Raw genomic sequence first — 18,292 nt, 5'->3', positions numbered from 1 at the left:
AATGGCTTTTCTGGAAATTGATGGTCTGAGGAAGCGTTTCGGCCAGGTCGAGATCCTGAAGGGGATCAATCTCGAACTGGAAAAGGGCGGCTTCCTGGTGCTGGTCGGTCCTTCCGGCTGCGGCAAGTCCACCTTGCTCAACACCATCGCCGGACTGGAGACGATCACCTCTGGCGATATCCGCGTCGATGGCCGCACCATCACAGATCTGCACCCGTCCAAGCGCGACATCGCCATGGTATTCCAGAGCTACGCGCTCTACCCGAACATGACGGTCGCCGGGAACATCTCCTTCGGCATGGAGATGCGCGGCGTGCCGGCCGACGAACGCCAGAAGGCGATCGACAAGGTGGCCAAGGTGCTGCAGATCGGCCATCTGCTGAACCGCAAGCCGAGCCAGCTTTCGGGCGGCCAGCGCCAGCGCGTCGCCATGGGCCGGGCGCTGGTGCGCGACCCCAAGCTGTTCCTGTTCGACGAGCCGCTGTCCAATCTCGACGCCAAGCTGCGCGTCGACATGCGCATCGAGATCAAGCGCCTGCATGCCACCACCGGCACAACCATCGTCTATGTCACCCACGACCAGATCGAGGCGATGACGCTGGCGACCAAGATCGCCGTCATGCGCGATGGCGAGGTGCAGCAATTCGGCACGCCGGCCGAGATCTACAACAACCCCAGCAATGTCTTCGTCGCCGACTTCATGGGTTCGCCGGCGATGAACCTGATCCCGGCGACCATCGACGGCAATGGCGGCGACCTGGCCGTCGTGCTCGATCGCGAGGCACGCCAGCCGATCACTCTGCCGATGGCCAATGCCCCCGCCGGATTGTCGGCGTTCAAGGGCAAGCCGGTCATCTTCGGCGTTCGTCCGGAGGCGCTCACCGATCCGGAAGGCGCCGAGCGCAACGCCTCGCAAATCGCCACCGCCGATTGCCATATCGAGGTTGTGGAGCCGGCCGGTTCCGATACCTTCGCCGTCACCAACCTCGGCGGTAAAGGCGTGGTGGCGCGGCTGCGCGCAGATGCCAACATCCAGCCCGGCACCAACACGCCGCTCGCCTTCAACCTGACCAAGGCGGTGTTCTTCGATCCGGCGACCGAGAGCCGTATCCGCTGATGTGCGTCGCCCAAAAGTGGGTCCGGTTTTGGGGCAACGACATGCATCAAGACAATAGACCTAAAGCGCGTCGCATGTGTCCATTCAAAAGCGGCGCGCTTTAGGCCATGACAAACCCGGATATCGTCATCATCGGCTCCGGCATCGGCGGCGCCACGATCGCCTCCGGCTTAGCCGGCAGCGGCGCCTCGATCCTGATGCTGGAACGCGGCGAGCCGCTGCCGGCAACGCCGCATGCACGCGACACGCGCTCGATTTTCGTTGATGGCCACTACCGGCCGAAGGAGATGTGGCGTGAGGCCGGTGGCGCCGCATTCAACCCGGGCAATTACTACTATGTAGGCGGCAATTCGAAATTCTTCGGCGCGGTGCTGATCCGCTATCGCAAAGAGGATTTCTCCGCCATGGAGCACTTCGGCGGCGTCTCTCCGGCCTGGCCGTTTTCCTATGACGAATTCGAGCCTTGGTACTCCAAGGCTGAGCAACTGTTCCGCGTCCGCGGCACGCTTGGCGAGGACCCGACCGAGCCGTTCCACTCGATCCCCTACGCCTACAAGCCCGTGCCCGACGAGGCGCCGATCGCCCGTGCCCGCGCCGAGCTCAAGGAGCTGGGCCTGCATCCGGCCTCGCTGCCGCTCGGCGTCGATATCGACACCTGGCTCAGGGAAGGCAGGACCGGCTGGGACGCTTTTCCGAACACTGGCCAGGGAAAGATGGACGCCCAGACCGCACCGCTGGCGGCGGCACTGAACGATCCTAACATCAAGCTCGAAACCGGCGCCCATGTCGAATATCTCGAGACTGCTCCGGACGGTAAAACCGTATCAGCGGTTCATTACCGCCAGAACGGCGAGCTGAAAAAGCTGTCGCCAAAACTGGTCATCCTGTCGGCCGGCGCGGTCAATTCAGCGGTCATCCTGCTGCGCTCGCCCTCACCCAGCAATGGCAAGGGGGGCGGCAAGGGCCTGGCCAACCGCTCCGACCAGGTCGGCCGCAACTTCATGAACCACAATTCGAGCGCCATGCTGGCGATCGATCCGCGCCGCCGGAACGATGCCGTCTACCAGAAGACGCTGATGCTCAACGATTATTACCTCTCCGACGGCAAGGGCGGCAAACCGCTCGGCAATGTCCAGCTTCTCGGCAAGATCGACGGCAACATGCTCAAGGCCAATGTGAAACGAGTGCCGAAATTCGCGCTCGATTTCATGGCCGGCCATGCGGTCGACTGGTACCTGATGTGCGAGGACCTGCCAGATCCCGAAAGCCGCATCATGGCCGACGGCAAGGACATCGTCATGCAATGGCGGCGCTCCAACATGCAGTCGCTCGACGGGCTGACCAAGGTGATGCGCGAGAATTTTCGCGCCTGCGGTTATCCCCTGGTGCTGTCGCGCCCTTTCGACAAACGCACGCCCTCGCACCAGTGCGGCACGGTGAAAATCGGAGAGGATCCGGCGACGTCGCCGCTCGATCCGTTGTGCCGTGCCTTCGATCACCGGAACCTGTTCGTCGTCGACGCCGGTTTTCTGCCGAACTCGGCCGCCGTGAACCCGGCGCTGTCGATCGCCGCCCAGGCGCTGCGTGTCGCCGAACACATTCGCAAAACGGACCTCGCCGCATGATCGGTCAGCGCCGCCCCTCATCCGCCTGCCGGCACCTTCTCCCCGTAAACGGGGAGAAGCACGCTGGCCGCAATCTCGGCGCTTTTTCTGCAATGCTGGCGCATGGTGAAGCAGGCGATAACAGCGTCCTTCTCCCCGTCACTATACGGGGAGAAGTGCCCGGCAGGGCGATGAGGGGCGGCGCTGACATAAGGATGAGTATCCGATGACCCGCCCCGCAGCCATCGTCACCGGCGGCGCGCGCGGAATTGGTCTTGCCTGCGCTCAGGCACTCGCTGATGCCGGCTTTGACATCCTTGTCGCCGATGTTGCCGCGAAACCCGCTGACGAGCTTGCGCAAGACGTCGCCAAACGCGGCGCCAAATTCGCCTATGTCAGCTGCGACATCGCCGATCTTTCCAGCCACGCCGCCTTGGTCGAAACCGCCATGCGCGCCTTCGGCCGCATCGATTGCCTGGTCAACAATGCCGGCGTCGGCGCCGTGGTGCGGGGCGACCTGCTCGACCTCAAACCCGACAATTTCGACCGCGCGATCGGCGTCAACCTGCGGGGCACCGTCTTTCTCAGCCAGGCGGTCGCCAAGGCGATGCTCCGCCAGCCCAGCGATGAAGCGAAATCGATCATCACCATCACCTCGGTCAGCGCCGAGATGGCCTCGCCGGAACGCTCCGAATATTGCATATCGAAGGCAGGGCTTTCGATGTGGGTGAAGAATCTGGCGCTCAGGCTCGCCCCGGAAAACATCGGCGTGTTCGAGCTGCGGCCGGGCATTATCCGCACCGACATGACGGCGGGCGTGACCGCCAAATACGACGCTTTGATAGACAGCGGCCTGGTGCCGGCGAAACGCTGGGGCGAAGTTTCCGACATCGGCGCCATGGTGGCCGCGCTCGCTGCCGGGAGACTGGGCTTTTCGACCGGTTCGATCATCAATGTCGACGGCGCGCTTTCCGTGCCTCGGCTGTGAGTGGATGAGACAATGACCGACTACATCATCGTGGGCGCCGGCCCTGCCGGCTGCGTGCTGGCCAACCGGCTGAGCGAGGATCCCTCCAACTCCGTGCTGCTGCTCGAAGCCGGTGGCAAGGATTGGCATCCCTATATCCACATGCCGGCGGGCTTTGCCAAGATGACCAAGGGCATTGCGTCCTGGGGCTGGTCGACGGTGCCGCAGAGAAACATGAACGACCGCGTCTTCTGGTACACGCAGGCCAAGGTGGTCGGCGGCGGCTCCTCAATCAACGCCCAGATCTACACGCGCGGTAATGCGCGCGACTACGACGCCTGGGAGAAGGAGGAAGGGCTGGCCGGCTGGGGCTACCGCGACGTGCTGCCCTATTTCAAACGGGCCGAAAACAACCAGCGCTACGCCAACGATTTCCACGGCGACCAGGGCCCGCTCGGCGTTTCGAACCCGATTGCGCCGCTGCCGATCTGCGAAGCCTATTTCCGCGCCGGCCAGGAGATGGGCATTCCCTTCAATCCGGACTTCAACGGCGCTGCCCAAGAAGGCGTCGGCTATTACCAGTTGACCCAGAAGGATGCCCGGCGCTCCTCCGCCTCGGTCGCCTATCTCAGGCCGATCCGCGCTCGCAAGAACCTCACCGTCAGGACAGACGTACTGGTCACCCGCATCGTCGTCGAGAACGGCCGCGCCATCGGCGTCGAGGTGGTCGACAGGCCGGGCGGCGAGACAAAAATCCTGCGCGCCGACCGCGAGGTGATCGTCTCGTCCGGCGCCATCGGTTCGCCTAAGCTTTTGATGCAGTCGGGCATCGGCCCGGCCGACCATCTGAAATCGGTCGGCGTCACGCCCGTGCATGACCTGCCCGGCGTCGGCTCCAACATGCAGGACCATCTCGACCTGTTCGTCATCGCCGAATGCACCGGCGACCACACCTACGACAATTACGCCAAGCTGCACCGCACGGCCTGGGCTGGCCTGCAATATCTGCTGTTGAAGAAGGGGCCGGTGGCGTCCAGCCTGTTCGAGACCGGCGGCTTCTGGTACGCCGACCCGACCGCCGCCTCGCCGGACATCCAGTTCCATCTGGGCCTCGGCTCCGGCATCGAGGCTGGCGTCGAGAAGCTGAAAAACCCGGGCGTCACCTTGAACTCGGCCTTCCTGCGCCCGCGCTCGCGCGGCACGGTGCGGCTGAAAAGCGCTGATCCCGCCGACCACCCGCTGATCGACCCCAACTACTGGTCCGATCCCTATGACCGCGACATGTCGCTGAGAGGGCTGCGGCTGGCGCGCGAGATCATGCGGCAGAAGGCGCTTGCCCCTTACGTGCTGCGCGAGGTGCTGCCCGGCCCGTCGCTCGCCAGCGACGATGAGCTGATCGACTATGCCTGCCGCACCTCCAAGACCGATCACCATCCTGTCGGCACCTGCCGCATGGGCCATGATGAGATGGCGGTGGTGACGCCGGACCTGAGACTGCGCGGCATCGAGGGGCTGCGCGTCTGCGACGCGTCTGTGATGCCCCGCGTGCCTTCCTCCAACACCAATGCGCCGACGATCATGGTCGGCGAAAAGGGTGCCGACCTGATCCTCGGCCGCGAGCCGCTGCCGCCGGCGGTGTTTTCCGGCAATCGTGCTGCTTAGGGAGTGGTAAAATGATCAGGCACTGCGTTTTCGCCAGATTTCGTAGCGATGTGTCGTCGACCGAGCGCACGGCCATCCACGCCGGCCTCGAGGCGTTGCGACAGGTGGTCGAAGGCATGGACACCGTCCAGTTCAGCACCAATGTCAGCCCAGAGCCTTTCGCGCGCGGGTTCACCTATGGCTTCACCATCGATTTCCGCGATGCCGCGGCGCGCGACGCCTATCTCGTCCATGAGGCGCATCAGCGTGCCGGCGCCCGGCTGCTCGCGGCTCTCGAAGGCGGCGCGGACGGATTGATGGTCTTCGATCTCGATCTTACGAAAAAGTGACCGCCGGCCTTTCGAAAGCCGGCTGATCGCTGTTCTCTTTTGCCGACAGGGCGACATATCGTTCCTTTGGGGATGCAAAAGGAGGACGCCTTGAACCTCACTACCGAGCAGAAGAAAACCGTCCTGGCCTCATTCCTGGGCTGGACGCTCGATGCTTTCGATTTCTTCCTTCTGACATTCCTGCTCACCGATATTGCGACTGAATTCCAGACGGATGTCCCGGCAGTGTCAAAGGCACTGTTCCTGACCTTGGCCACGCGCTTCATCGGCGCGTTCTTCTTTGGCATGCTAGCCGACAAATACGGGCGCAAGCCCATTCTCATGCTCAACATCGTCAGCTATTCGGTGATCGGGGCGCTGGCCGCCTTCTCGCCCAATCTCGGCATCTTCCTGGCGCTGCGCGCGCTGTTCGGCATCGCCATGGGCGGCGAATGGGGCCTCGGCAGTTCACTCGCCATGGAATCCGTCCCGCCGAGCGCCCGCGGCATCGTCTCGGGCATCCTGCAATGCGGCTATCCGGCCGGCTACCTGCTGGCGGCGGTGGTCTATGGCCTGCTCTACCAGCAGACGATCGGCGGCTACACGATCGGCTGGCGCGCCATGTTCCTGCTCTCCTTCGTCCCGGCGCTGGTCGTCCTGTTCATCCGCTCGCATGTGCCGGAATCTCCTGCCTTCGTCGAGGCACAGAAAACCGCTCGACCGGGGATGCTGGAGACCTTGCAGAAGCACTGGGGCGTCGCGCTCTATGCTGTCGTGCTGATGATGTTCTTCAACTTCTTCAGCCATGGCACGCAGGATCTCTACCCGACCTTTTTGAAGAAGCAGCATAGCTTCGATCCGCATACGGTGAGCTGGATCACCATCGTTGCCAACATCGGCGCCATCGTCGGCGGCCTGGCATTCGGTGCGCTGTCAGAGAAGATCGGCCGCGTCAACGCCATTACACTCGCCTGCATCATCGCCCTGCCGGCGATCCCGCTATGGGCCTACAGTTCAACGCCGTTCATGCTGGCCATCGGCGCCTTCGTCATGCAGGTCGCGGTCCAGGGCGCCTGGGGCGTCATCCCGGTCCACCTCAACGAGCTTTCGCCGGGTGCGGTGCGCGCCACCTTGCCCGGCTTCATCTACCAGGCCGGCAATCTCGCCGCTTCCTATGGCGGTCCATATCAGGCCGGGATCGCCGAAGCCCCCGGCGGCAGCTATGGCTATGCGCTGGCGCTTTTTGCCGGCGTGGTCGCCGTCTGCATCATCGTCGTCATCCGCTTCAGTCCGGAGCGGCGCGGCCAGGTAATGACGGTGCTCGGCTGAGAGGTCAACCCATCCTCAACGCGATGACGCCCGCAACAATGCTGAGCGCGGCGGCGCCGCGCCAGCCTGTCATCTTTTCGCCGAGGGCGTAGACCGAGATCATCATGGCAAACAGGATCGAGGTCTCGCGCAGCGACGCCACCGAGGCGATCGGCGCCTTGGTCATCGCCCACATGACGATCCAGTAGGCGGCGCCGGAAAGCACACCGGTGAACAGTCCCGTTTTCCAGTCGCGCGCCAGAACGGGCAGCGCCTTGGGCCCTCGGAAAACGAGGCACAGCACCAGCGCCCCAAATGCATCGCAGATGAACAGCCAGGCGGCATAGCTCTGCGCCGTTGCCGCCAGCCGCGCGCCGCTGCCGTCGGACAGCGTGTAGCTGGCGATGAAGATCGACGTGCCCAGCGCATAGCCGACCGCGCGCAGATTCAGCTTCTCCAGATGCGCGCCACCGCGAAACGACATCACCAGCGTGCCGGCCGACAACAGCAGGATGCCAAGGATGGCAAGCGGCGCCGGCACTTCGGCGACGACGAACATGCCGCCAATCGCGGCCAGCAGGGGTGCCGTGCCACGCGCCAGCGGGTAGGTCTGGGCGAAATCGCCGGCCTGGTAGGCGCCGATCAGGAAGGTGCGATAGCCCATGTGGAAGATCACCGAAGCGATGATGTAGGGCCAGACCTCCGCCTTCGGCATCTCGACGAATGGCAGCACGACGATGGCAGCAGTGCCCATGCCGAGCGTCATCAGCGTGATCGACAGAAAACGGTCGAGATGCACCTTGACCAGTGCGTTCCAGATCGCGTGCATGGCGGCCGCGGCAAGCACCGCGAAGAAGACGAAAAGCGTCATGGGGAGCTCATCGACCTCCCAAGCCGAAGGGCGTCTCGAGATCGATGTCGACCCGGACCGGGAAGTGGTCGGAAGCCACCTCGCCCATGTCTGATCCAACCGAACGCACACGCCCGGCCAACATGCCGCCGACGAAGCAATGGTCAAGCCGGCGCTTTGCCAGCCTGCCGTCGATGATCTTCTCATGCGTATGGAAATCCGCTACCGGCTCGCTGGCGACAGAAGCGGCATCGACGAAGCCGTCGAGATAGGCAGCGCCCCGATGATAGGGCGTGCTGCCGACAATGCGGCGATATTCGGCGCTGCCGGGTTCCATGTTGAAATCGCCCATCCAGATCGTCGCCAGCGGATTTTCCGGCTCGACTTCCCCATGTGTCCAGTTACGCGAAGGTTCATCGTCCGCTCCGCTCCACGGTCCGCCTTCCGATGGTGCCCGGCGATGCTCGGCCATGAGATAATCGATCTGCTCCAGCCGCTCTTCCGCCGCGATGTGCGCGAGATGCAGCGACAGCACCCTGACCGGCCCGGCCGGCGTGCGGATCATGCACTCGAGGGCGGCGTTGCGGGTGTTGAGCGGCCGCAGCGTGCGGCGCATCGGCAGCGCGTGCAGTCGCGACCAGACGATCGGCAGCTTCGACATAACCATGGTGCCGAACTGCCGGCGGCGATTGACCAGACGGCCGTCGCGCAGCTCGCTCGCATCCATGTCGAAGGCTGGGCCGTAGACCCAGTAATACCCAGGCAGCAATTGGGAAAGCAGCTCCGGCTGGTCATCGAAATCGCTGCGCTGCCAGTGCCGCTCGACCTCCTGCAAGGCGATGATGTCGGCGCCGGCGACAAGGCGTGCCGCACGCGAAAGATCGTAGCGCCCGTCGCTGCCGAATCCGTACTGGATGTTGTAGCTGACCAGCTTCATTGCTTATCCGGCTCACTTTTCGATGTTGGCAGTAACGGTTCGGCCGATCGCTTGCAATGTGCAGGAGGACGGACGGGGCTTGGGCCAGCAGGGCAGCGGCCGAGACGCGGTATCTGCTAGTCGGTGGTCAGCGGCTGGAACCGGCCTGCCGGCGATGCCGCAAGTTCCGTCCAGTCGATCTCTTCCTCCAGACGGTGATAGGCTTCGTCACCGATGGTGCCGTTGCGGCGCAGCTCCTCCAGGGCATCGCGCTGGCTTTTGATGGCATAGAGACGCAGCCTGTCATATTCGGTCGCGGCCTGGGCATCCTCGGGATTTTTGGCGATCTTGCGCTGGGCGGCATATTGCTCGCGCACCGCGGCTGCGGCGCTCGAGGTCTTGCCGCTCAATACATCAAGCGCGGCCTGCATGACCACGACGCGCGCCTTCGCTACCTCCCGGTCGACCGTTTCGTCGGGATCCAGCTTCAGGACGCGCAGCAGCGGCTTCAGGCTCATTCCTTGCAGCACCAGGGTGCCGAGCACGACCGTGAAGGCGGCGAGCACGATCGGGTCGCGAGCAGGAAATTCGACCGGCAAAGCGAATGCCGCGGCAAGGGTTACCAGTCCCCGCATGCCGCACCAGCCGATGAGCACGCCGCCGCGAAAGGACGGCGTATCCGGCTGATGCTCGGCGCCGCCAAAGCGGGCAAACCACCTGATGACTGCACCGCAGCCCAGCACCCAGATCAGGCGCGAAACGATGACGACCGCCAGCACAGCCGCGGCAAAGACGAATGCGTCGAGCTCTCCCGTACCGGCGAGCCGTCCGACGATCGACCGCGCCTGCAGACCCATCAGCACGAAGGCCAGCACGTTGAGCACGAACACCGCCGTCTCCCAGACCGAATAGGAACTGACACGCTTTCTCGCCGACATTCGGCGTGGCGCGGTCCGCGCGATGGTCATGGCGTAGACGACGATGGTGATGATCGCCGACAGACCCAACCTGTCCGCCAGGATCCAGACACCGAACGTACCGGCGAACTGCAGCACGGTACCGCTGGCCGCGTCCTCGATGCGGCTCAGCGTGGCAAGCGACAGCCGACCGAGTACATAGCCGGCCACCAGGCTACCAACGGTCGACAGGACGACCATGGGCGCGGCGCTGCTCAACAGGAACGGACCGAGTGCGGCGGCGACAGCGATACGGTAGATCAGCAGCGCGGTTGCATCGTTGAGCAGGCTCTCGCCTTGCAGGATGGTGGTGATGCGATGCGGCACCTTGAATTGTCCGAGCACGGCCGACGCCGCGACGGCATCGGGCGGCGCTACGATGGCGCCAAGGGCGACGGCCGCGGCGATCGGCAGGCCTGCCATCTTCCAGCCGAGCAGCGCAACCACTGCGGTGGTGAAAACGACCGCCCCCAAGGCCAGCAGGGCGAGCGGCAGCCGGTTGCGATTGAGATCGCGCAACGAGGTGTCATAGGCGGCGTCGAGCAGCACCGGCGCGATGAACAAGGCCAGCGCCAGTTCCGGGTCGATTTCGATGGTGGGCATGCCGGGCAGGAAGGCGATGCCCGCGCCCGCCAGCGCCAGCAGCGACGGATAAGGAACTTGCAGCCGCCGCGACAGCGCCGTCAGCGCGACTGCAATCAACAGGAGGATAAGCGTCAGTTCGAAAAGAGCCATGCTCTATCGTAGCCGCCGAACGAGGCGATTGGCAGTGCCAAAGTCATGGTCGTGAAACAACAGGGACATCTCTGGCACGGGCCGTGTCGCCGCCGGCAGCATGAGAAATCCCAATGGCTGGAGCGCGCCCGTTTGGGACGCCTTCCGACAGCGGACTACCTAGTGCAGCACCAGCATATCGCTCGACGAGAACGAAATCTCGGCCTTCTCCCCGACTGCGGGCGGCGGGGTGGCGGAGTTGTTGAACGTGTCGAGCGACACCGTGTTGCCGCCGATGCCGACACGGACCCGGATAACCGAGCCGAGGAAGTGCACTTCGGAAATCTCTCCGGTCAGGCTGGAGTCGCGGCCGGGCTGGCGGCCGAGCGAAATCGCCTCGGGTCGCAGCGCCAGAGACAGCGTGTCGCCGGACTTCGAGCCGTTGAGCTTACCCTTGAGCGAGACTTCCTGCGTGTTGACCTGCACCTTGCCGGAGGCGGCGTCGGTGACCTTGCCTTCGAGCACGTTCAGCGTGCCGACGAAATTGGCGACGAACTTGGTCGCTGGCCGGTTGTAGATCTCGAACGGCGTCGCGACCTGCTCGGCCTTGCCGCCATACATGACGGCGATGCGGTCGGAGATCGACAGCGCCTCTTCCTGGTCATGGGTCACGAAGATGGTGGTGATGCCGAGCTTCTTCTGGATCGAGCGGATTTCTTCGCGCAGCGACACGCGCACCTTGGCGTCCAGCGCCGACAGCGGCTCGTCGAGCAGCAGGAGCTTTGGTTTCGGCGCGATAGCACGCGCCAGCGCGATGCGCTGCTGCTGGCCTCCGGAGAGCTGGTAGGGATAGCGGTCCGCCATCTGCGGCAGCCTGATCATGTCGAGCATCTCGGCGACGCGCTTGTCCGCGTCGGCCTTCGGCATGCCGGCAACCTTCAACCCGAAAGCGATGTTCTGCGCCACCGTCAGGTTCGGGAATAGCGCATAGGCCTGGAACACCATGCCGACGTTGCGCTGGTTGGGCTTCAGCCGCGTGATGTCCTTGCCGGCGACGACGATCTTGCCGGCCGACGGCTCCTCGAAGCCGGCGACCATGCGCAGCACCGTCGTCTTGCCGCATCCGGATGGCCCCAGGAACGAGACGAACTCGCCCGGCTCGACGTCGAGGCTGAAATCCTGCACCACGGTGTTGGACCCGTAGGACTTTCGCACATGCTGGATGGACAGGAATGGCTCGGCCATGGCTTTTTCTCTCAGGTCAATTCGGGCGGTTCGCCGATTTCGGCGCGAAGCGGGACAGAATCTGGATGAGCGACATGCAGCCCCAGGTAATGGCGAAGGCGATGATGGCAAGGGCTGCCGGTTCATAGGCGCGGTTGGCGCCGACGTTTTGCAGATACGGGCCAAAGGCCGGACGGTTGAGGAGGCTCGCCATGGTGAACTCGCCGATGACGATGGCGAAGGTCAGGAAGGCGCCCGACAGCACGGCGATCAGGACATTAGGCAAGATCACCCGGCCAATGATCGTGCTCCAGCCGGCGCCCAGAATCTGCGCTGCTTCGGTCAATGTCCGCACATCGATGGTGCGCAGCCCCGTATCGACGGCGCGATACATGTAGGGCAGAGCCAGCGTCGCATAGCCGATCACCAGCAGCGCATTCGCACCCATATTGCTGCCCAGGAACGGCAGCGGGGAATTCGAGCCGTACATCCTGATATAGCCGAACACGATGACGATGGCCGGAATGACCAGCGGCAACAGCGTGATGAATTCGACGATCGGCCTGAGCTGCGGCAGACGCAGCCGGATCCAGTAGGCGGCCGGAACCACGATCAGCACGCCGAGGATGATGGTGAAGACGGCCGCGACCACCGAATACAGGAAGGTCGACTGGAAGCGCGCGTCGCCCAGCACGATCTGGTAGGCGTCGAAGGAATGGACGCCGCGCCGCATGCGCAACGAGAACTCGACAGTCGCCATCAGCGGAATGAAGAAATAGGCCGCGCCGACAATGAAGACGACCCAGGCCCAGAATTTGCCCGACTTCATTTGAGCCACCTTTCGGACCGGGTCCGGAACCAGATGTAGAAGACGTTGGCCAAGCCCGTGATGACGATCATGCCGAAGGCGATGGCATAGCCAAGTTGCGGGTTGTGCAGCACGTCGCCATTGATCTGCGAATAGAGCTTGATGGGAACGATGTTGAGTGCCGGGCCGGCAAACGCATAAGCCGTGGCGATGGCGCCGAAGGAATTGGCGAACAACAGGATGACGGTGCCGAGGAAGCTCGGCCACAAGACCGGGATGACCACCATGCGCCAATACTGCGACTGGGTGGCCCCGAGCGTGGCGGCGGCCTCGCCCCATTCCTTCTTCAAGCCGTCGATGGCCGGCACGATAATGACCACCATCAGCGGAATCTGGAAGAACAGATAGACCGCGATCAGGCCCGATGTCGTGAGGAAATTGAAGCCCATCGCGTATATGTTGACATTGAGAACGTCACGCAGAAGCGTTGTGACGATGCCGACGCGGCCGAGGGTCGCCAGGAAGGCGAAGGCCAGCGGCAAGCCGGCGAAATTCGAGGCGACACCCGAAAAAGTCAGGGTCGCCGAGCGGGTCCAGTTGGGAAGCCCGCCGCGCACGATGGCGATGGCAATCGCGAGCCCGGCAAAGGCACCGATGACAGCCGACCAGAAACTGATCTTGATCGAAACCCAGTAGGAAGCGCTGATCGAGGGATCGCTGACCAGCTGCAGTATATTATCAAGCGTCAGCTGACCGTCGCCATTCTGGAAAGCGCCCAGGACGAGATAGATCGTCGGCAGGATCAGGAACATCAGGACAAAGATGAAGAAAGGCGCCACGCCAATCCACTGCATCGGAAAGCGGAAAGTGGTCGCCTCGTTCGGCGGCGCGGGCTTGGTGGTGACGGACTGATTTGAAAGCGTAAGATCGGTCATGCGCCGGCTACCGTCTTCGAGGGGAAACCGGGCGGCCTCGCGGCCGCCCGGTGGATTTCAAGCCTTACTTGACGTTGGCGCCGACAACGGCGTCCCAATTCTTGCTGATGGTCTCCTTCGCCTTGCCCTGCTCGTCGAGCGTCGGGAAGGCGGCCGAGGCGTAGGATTCCGCCGGCGGCAGCTTGGCCAGAACGTCCGCGGGGATCTTGCCGTTCTTGGCCAGATCGTTGAAGCGAATCGGGTGGCAATAGCCCTTCAGCCAGCCGACCTGGCCTTCGTCGGAATAGAGATATTCCATCCACAGCTTGGCTGCATTCGGATGCGGCGCGAACGCGCTGATCGCCTGCACGTAAACACCGGCGACAACGCCGGTCTTCGGCACGATGACGTCGACGGGCGGGTTGCCCTTCAGCGTGTCGCGACCGGCGAGCGCGTTGTAGTCCCAGTTGATCAGGATCGGGGTCTGGCCCTGGGCAAGCGTTGCCGGCTTGCCGACGACCGGCACGAAATTGCCGGCGGCGTTGAGCTTCTTGAAGAAGTCGAGACCGGCGGTGCCAGCGGCTTCACCAGCAGCCGCGCCACCGGAAAGGCCCGCGGCGTAGACGGCCTGGATGGCCTGGTTCGAAGCGCGCGGATCGCCGGCGACGGCGACCGCGTTGGCGAATTCGGGCTTGAGGAGATCGGCCCAGTCCTTCGGCGATTCCTTGATCAGGTCCTTGTTCACCATGAACGACAGCACGCCATAATAGTCGCCGTACCAGGCGCCATCGGCATCCTTGGCGCTGTCCGGGATCGAGTCCCAGGTCGACACCTTGTATGGCATCAACAGGCCATCGGCCTTGGCGGTCGGGCCGAAGGACAGGCCGACGTCGATGACATCAGGAGCCTGCGGGCCCTTGTTGTCCTTGTTGGCCTTGATCGCCTCGACTTCGTCGCCGGAGCCGGCGTCGGGGTTGAGTTCGTTGACGGTGATTTCCGGATACTTCGCCTTGAAACCGGCGATGACGTCGCCGTAGCCGCACCAGTCATGCGGCAAGGCGATCGTGGTGAGCTGGCCTTCGGCCTTGGCGGCCTTGATGAGATCGTCCATCGAAGCGGCGGACGAAATCACCGACGACACCATCAGGGTCGCGGCCGAAAGGGAAAGCACTTTCCCCGTGAATTTGAACATGTGTTCTCTCCATTGAACTGACGCCGTTGGACGTCTGCGATGCGGTATCGTTTTCGTGTGACAGCCAGATGAAAGCTTTGTGAAACCGGCGCCTCGCAGCGTGAAAAGTTAACTCTTTTTAACGGACTGTAGCAATTAGCCATCACTTAATTTTCCGGCTAATCATTAATCCGCCCCTATATCGCCCCTTCCCCTCTCCTTTCCCCTCGTTTCCCGATCAACTTCCGCATCCAGGAACCGGCCTCAGACCGTCCCGGCGATGGCGTTTTCGAGCAGTGTCAGCGCCGCCTTCTTGGTCAGCTTGACCGGGTTGCCGCCGGCCGTCGGATCGACCACCGCCATGTCGGCGATCAGGCCCTTGCGCTTCTTGTCCATGTCGAGCCCCTTGATCAGGCCCGGCAGCGCGTGCGGCACCTTCAACTCCTTGCGCAGCTTGATAACAGCCTTGGCGAAGCCGTCGAAACCGCCCTTGATGCCGCAATAGGCGGCGAGCCGGGCGATACGCTCCTCGATGGAGTCGCGATTGAAGGCCAGCACATATGGCATGAACACGGCATTGGTCATGCCATGATGGGTGTCGTAGAGCGCGCCGATCGGATGCGACAGCGAGTGGATGGCACCCAGCCCCTTCTGGAAGGCCGCGGCGCCCATGGCGGCCGCGCTCATCATGTGGGCGCGGGCGACGAGATCTTTGCCATTGGCATAAGCCTTCGGCAGGTTCTCGAACACCAGGCGTATGCCTTCGACGGCAATGCCGTCGGCCATCGGATGGTAGCCCGGCGCGCAATAGGCCTCGAGGCAATGGGCGAGCGCGTCCATGCCGGTGCCGGCGGTGATGAAGGAAGGCATGCCGACCGAAAGCTCCGGATCGGCGATGACGATCGCCGGCAACAACTTCGGATGGAAAATGACCTTCTTGGTATGCGTCTCCTCGTTGGTGATGACGCCGGCGCGGCCGACCTCCGAGCCGGTGCCGGCGGTGGTCGGCACAGCGATGATTGGCGCGATGGCGTCGGAGTTGGCGCGCGTCCACCAGTCGCCGACATCCTCGAAGTCCCAGACCGGCCTGACTTGGCCGGCCTGGAAGGCGATCAGCTTGCCGAGGTCGAGCGCCGAGCCGCCGCCGAAGGCGATGACGCCGTCATGCTTGCCCCTCTTGAACACCGCGATGCCGGCGGTGAGGTTGGACTCGACCGGGTTCGGCTTCACCTCGGAGAACACGCCATAGGGCACCTTGGCCTCGTCGAGAATCCTGAGCGTCGAGGCGACGACCGGCAGTTTCGCCAATCCCGGATCGGTGACGAAAAGCGGCCGCTTGATGCCGGTGGCCGCGAGCACCTCCGGCAGTTCCTTGATGCGCCCGGCGCCGAAGCGAACGGTGGTGGGGTAGTTCCATTTGGAGATGAGCTTGGACATTTTTGTCTTTCGAAAATTAGATGGCTTCACGCAGATGGAAGGATTTCGGCCGGGTCAGATTGTCATAGCCCAGCGCCGACAGGGCAACGCCTTTGCCGGTGTCCTTGACGCCGGTCCAGACCAGCGCGGGATCGAGATAGTCGCAGCGGTTCATGAACACCGTGCCGGTCTCGACGCGGTCGCCGATCGCCACCGCATGCTCGGTGTCGCGCGTCCAGATCGAGGCCGTCAGCCCGTAGGGGCTGTCGTTCATCAAAGCGATCGCCTCCTCATCGTTGCGCGCCTTCATGATGCCGACGATCGGGCCAAAGCTTTCCTCACGCATGACGCTCATCTGATGGTCGACTTGCGTCAACACCTCCGGCGCCAGGTAAGGCGAGCCGGCCTTGTCGTTAGCCACCTTCATGTTGATGTGCGCCTTGGCACCCTTGCGCAGCGCTTCGGCCTTCTGCTCGCGGATCAGGTCGGCAAAGCGCGCCTGCGCCATCGGTCCCATCGTCGTCGCCTGCTCCAGCGGATTGCCGACGACATAATTCCTGGTCTCGGCGATGAAGCCTTCGACGAACTCGTCATAGACTTTTTCGTGCACATAGACGCGTTCGATGCCGCAGCAGCACTGGCCGGAATTGAAGAAGGCGCCGTCGACCAGATTGGCCACGGCATGGTCCATCTTGGCGTCGGGCAGCACATAGGCCGGATCCTTGCCACCGAGTTCGAGCCCAAGCGTCATGAAGGTGCCTGCCGCCGCCTTTTCGATAGCACGGCCGCCAGCGACCGAGCCGGTGAAATTGACATGGTCGATCTTGCCGGAACCCAGCAGTTTTTCCGTCTGTGCATGGTTGAGCACGACATTCTGGAACACGCCCTTTGGCAGGCCGGCCTTGTCGAAAGCCTGTTGAAAGCGCTCGCCGACCAGCAACGTCTGCGCGGCATGTTTCAGGATGACGGCGTTGCCGGCCATCAGCGCCGGCACGATGGTGTTGACCGCTGTCAGATAGGGATAGTTCCATGGCGCGATCACCATGACCACCCCAAGCGGATCCTTCTTCACATAGCGCCGGAAGCCGTCCTTCGGGTTGGAGGCCGGCACGGACTTGAGCGCCGCTTCCGCGATCTCGACCATGTAGTTGGTACGCTCCTTGACGCCGCCGAACTCGCCGCCATAACGAACGGGACGCCCCATCTGCCAGGCGATCTCCGGCACGATCTCGTCGGTCATCGCGACCAGTGCTTCCAGCATCGCCAGCATGTACTTGCCGCGCTCGACGATCGGCGTCTGCGCCCACTTCTCCTGCGCCGCCTTGGCACGCTCGACCGCGGCGTTGATCGCCTGGTCGATAGCGACCGGCCGCTCCGCATAGATCGAGCCGTCGATGGGGGATTTGAGTTTTACGGTTTCCAAAAGGTGCTCCATTTAGCAGGCTAATGTACGCAGATGGCCGTTGCGGCTGTAGCGAAGGATGGGCTCGTCTCGCGTCACAAGAACCATGTCCAAGGCCCTTGCAGTGGCAATCAGTATTCGATCCATAGGATCGCCATGGGGCGAACCCGGCAAGTTGGAGGACGCGATCAGAATAGCCGGCGAAATCGCGCTGAGTTTTGCGGACATGCGCTCAATGAATCGCTCTACGAAATCGAGCGGCGCTATGGGCAAGTTGAGCCGGCCCTTGGCCACACCGATGCCGATCTCCCATGCTGACATCGGCGAGAGATAGAGGCGGCCATCATAGGCCGCGTCGGAAATCTCCTGACTTGCCTGAGGGTCGATTTTGCTGTCGTTTGCAATGAAGATCATCGCGCACGTGTCCAGCAGCAGGCTCGGCTCTTCACTCATTTGCGCATCACGTGTTTACCATGCTGCGCCTGAGTTTCACCGCCCAGATAACCCCGATCCCAAGGCTCATCATCGAACGGTTTGGTGACATCAAACCCGGCCTCGATTGCTATCAAGCCCTTCATGAAACCAAATCCAGGGTGACGGTGCGTACGCACAGCGGGTGCGGCGTCACCGGTCGGCATCTTGCGAACGCGGCGAAAGACAAGCTTGCCAGCGCCTACGTTGACGGATTCGGTTTCGAACCCGGCCTCGAGCCACTCCCTGGTCATGGGATTGTTGCTCGGATTGTTGCTCCACCACGCGGGGTATCGCTTCGATGCCGGCAACGGCAGACTAAGCACGCTTTCGATCTGATCGAACGACATAGGCACACGGTCGGCATTCTGGGCGACCAGAAATTCCTTCAGCGGCGCATATTTGGACATTGCGAACTCCCCAACAATTGCAGCTTGCAGCCTTCATATGAGCTACATTAACTACATTGTCAACATAAAGCTGC

At 63.0% G+C, this 18,292-nt stretch carries 17 protein-coding genes; 6 read left to right on the top strand and 11 right to left on the bottom strand.

The annotated features are described in order from the left end of the window. Position 1: 1 nt before the first annotated feature. From LB557_RS20440 to LB557_RS20415, 6 genes are all read left to right on the top strand, one after another. Positions 2 to 1,117 carry an ABC transporter ATP-binding protein gene (locus LB557_RS20440; protein WP_023781265.1) on the top strand — a complete coding sequence of 372 codons (1,116 nt, stop codon included), beginning with the start codon at positions 2 to 4 and terminating at the stop codon, positions 1,115 to 1,117. 107 nt (positions 1,118 to 1,224) lie between these two features. Next, a complete protein-coding gene (locus tag LB557_RS20435) occupies positions 1,225 to 2,742 on the top strand; it encodes an FAD-dependent oxidoreductase (RefSeq protein WP_224641125.1) in 1,518 nt (505 codons plus the stop codon). A 205-nt stretch (positions 2,743 to 2,947) separates the two neighbouring features. Next, positions 2,948 to 3,709 carry a 3-ketoacyl-ACP reductase gene (locus tag LB557_RS20430; RefSeq protein ID WP_015315819.1) on the top strand — a complete coding sequence of 254 codons (762 nt, stop codon included), beginning with the start codon at positions 2,948 to 2,950 and terminating at the stop codon, positions 3,707 to 3,709. Between the two features lie 12 nt (positions 3,710 to 3,721). After that, positions 3,722 to 5,350: a GMC family oxidoreductase gene (locus LB557_RS20425; protein WP_140721316.1), complete on the top strand. Its 1,629-nt coding sequence runs from the start codon at positions 3,722 to 3,724 to the stop codon at positions 5,348 to 5,350. A gap of 11 nt (positions 5,351 to 5,361) precedes the next feature. Next, positions 5,362 to 5,679, top strand: a complete 318-nt coding sequence (locus tag LB557_RS20420; RefSeq protein WP_224641126.1) for a Dabb family protein — start codon at positions 5,362 to 5,364, stop codon at positions 5,677 to 5,679. 72 nt (positions 5,680 to 5,751) lie between these two features. Then, positions 5,752 to 6,987 (top strand): MFS transporter, encoded by a 1,236-nt coding sequence (locus LB557_RS20415; protein ID WP_411970560.1) that lies wholly within the window; start codon positions 5,752 to 5,754, stop codon positions 6,985 to 6,987. A 4-nt stretch (positions 6,988 to 6,991) separates the two neighbouring features. Here LB557_RS20415 and LB557_RS20410 read toward each other — a convergent pair whose 3' ends face one another. The 11 genes from LB557_RS20410 to LB557_RS20360 form a co-directional block, all read right to left on the bottom strand. Beyond that, positions 6,992 to 7,837: an EamA family transporter gene (locus LB557_RS20410; RefSeq protein WP_015315815.1), complete on the bottom strand. Its 846-nt coding sequence runs from the start codon at positions 7,835 to 7,837 to the stop codon at positions 6,992 to 6,994. A 7-nt stretch (positions 7,838 to 7,844) separates the two neighbouring features. Beyond that, positions 7,845 to 8,753, bottom strand: coding sequence for an endonuclease/exonuclease/phosphatase family protein (locus tag LB557_RS20405; RefSeq protein WP_224641127.1), 909 nt, complete (start codon positions 8,751 to 8,753; stop codon positions 7,845 to 7,847). 116 nt (positions 8,754 to 8,869) lie between these two features. After that, positions 8,870 to 10,423, bottom strand: a complete 1,554-nt coding sequence (locus LB557_RS20400; protein ID WP_224641128.1) for a cation:proton antiporter — start codon at positions 10,421 to 10,423, stop codon at positions 8,870 to 8,872. A gap of 159 nt (positions 10,424 to 10,582) precedes the next feature. Next, positions 10,583 to 11,647 (bottom strand): ABC transporter ATP-binding protein, encoded by a 1,065-nt coding sequence (locus LB557_RS20395; protein ID WP_015315812.1) that lies wholly within the window; start codon positions 11,645 to 11,647, stop codon positions 10,583 to 10,585. Between the two features lie 16 nt (positions 11,648 to 11,663). Next, entirely contained in the window at positions 11,664 to 12,455 is a 792-nt protein-coding gene (locus LB557_RS20390) for an ABC transporter permease (protein ID WP_140721305.1), read from the bottom strand. Further along, positions 12,452 to 13,369, bottom strand: coding sequence for an ABC transporter permease (locus tag LB557_RS20385; RefSeq protein ID WP_140619323.1), 918 nt, complete (start codon positions 13,367 to 13,369; stop codon positions 12,452 to 12,454). The genes LB557_RS20390 and LB557_RS20385 overlap by 4 nt, the downstream gene beginning before the upstream one ends. A 64-nt stretch (positions 13,370 to 13,433) precedes the next feature. Next, complete coding sequence (locus LB557_RS20380; RefSeq protein ID WP_224528774.1) at positions 13,434 to 14,540, bottom strand: ABC transporter substrate-binding protein; 1,107 nt, start codon at positions 14,538 to 14,540, stop codon at positions 13,434 to 13,436. Positions 14,541 to 14,783: 243 nt separating this feature from the next. Continuing rightward, a complete protein-coding gene (locus tag LB557_RS20375) occupies positions 14,784 to 15,956 on the bottom strand; it encodes an iron-containing alcohol dehydrogenase (RefSeq protein WP_224641130.1) in 1,173 nt (390 codons plus the stop codon). A gap of 16 nt (positions 15,957 to 15,972) precedes the next feature. Further along, a complete protein-coding gene (locus LB557_RS20370; protein WP_224641132.1) occupies positions 15,973 to 17,370 on the bottom strand; it encodes an aldehyde dehydrogenase family protein in 1,398 nt (465 codons plus the stop codon). Further along, positions 17,371 to 17,790, bottom strand: coding sequence for a type II toxin-antitoxin system VapC family toxin (locus tag LB557_RS20365; protein WP_015315806.1), 420 nt, complete (start codon positions 17,788 to 17,790; stop codon positions 17,371 to 17,373). Next, complete coding sequence (locus LB557_RS20360; protein ID WP_140618744.1) at positions 17,787 to 18,218, bottom strand: hypothetical protein; 432 nt, start codon at positions 18,216 to 18,218, stop codon at positions 17,787 to 17,789. The genes LB557_RS20365 and LB557_RS20360 overlap by 4 nt, the downstream gene beginning before the upstream one ends. Positions 18,219 to 18,292 lie beyond the last annotated feature (74 nt).

The sequence above is a fragment of the Mesorhizobium sp. BR115XR7A genome (genome assembly GCF_020165315.1).
Taxonomy (GTDB): domain Bacteria; phylum Pseudomonadota; class Alphaproteobacteria; order Rhizobiales; family Rhizobiaceae; genus Mesorhizobium; species Mesorhizobium australicum.
Note: the sequence above shows the minus strand (reverse complement) of the source record. Positions and strands in the feature narration are given on the sequence as shown.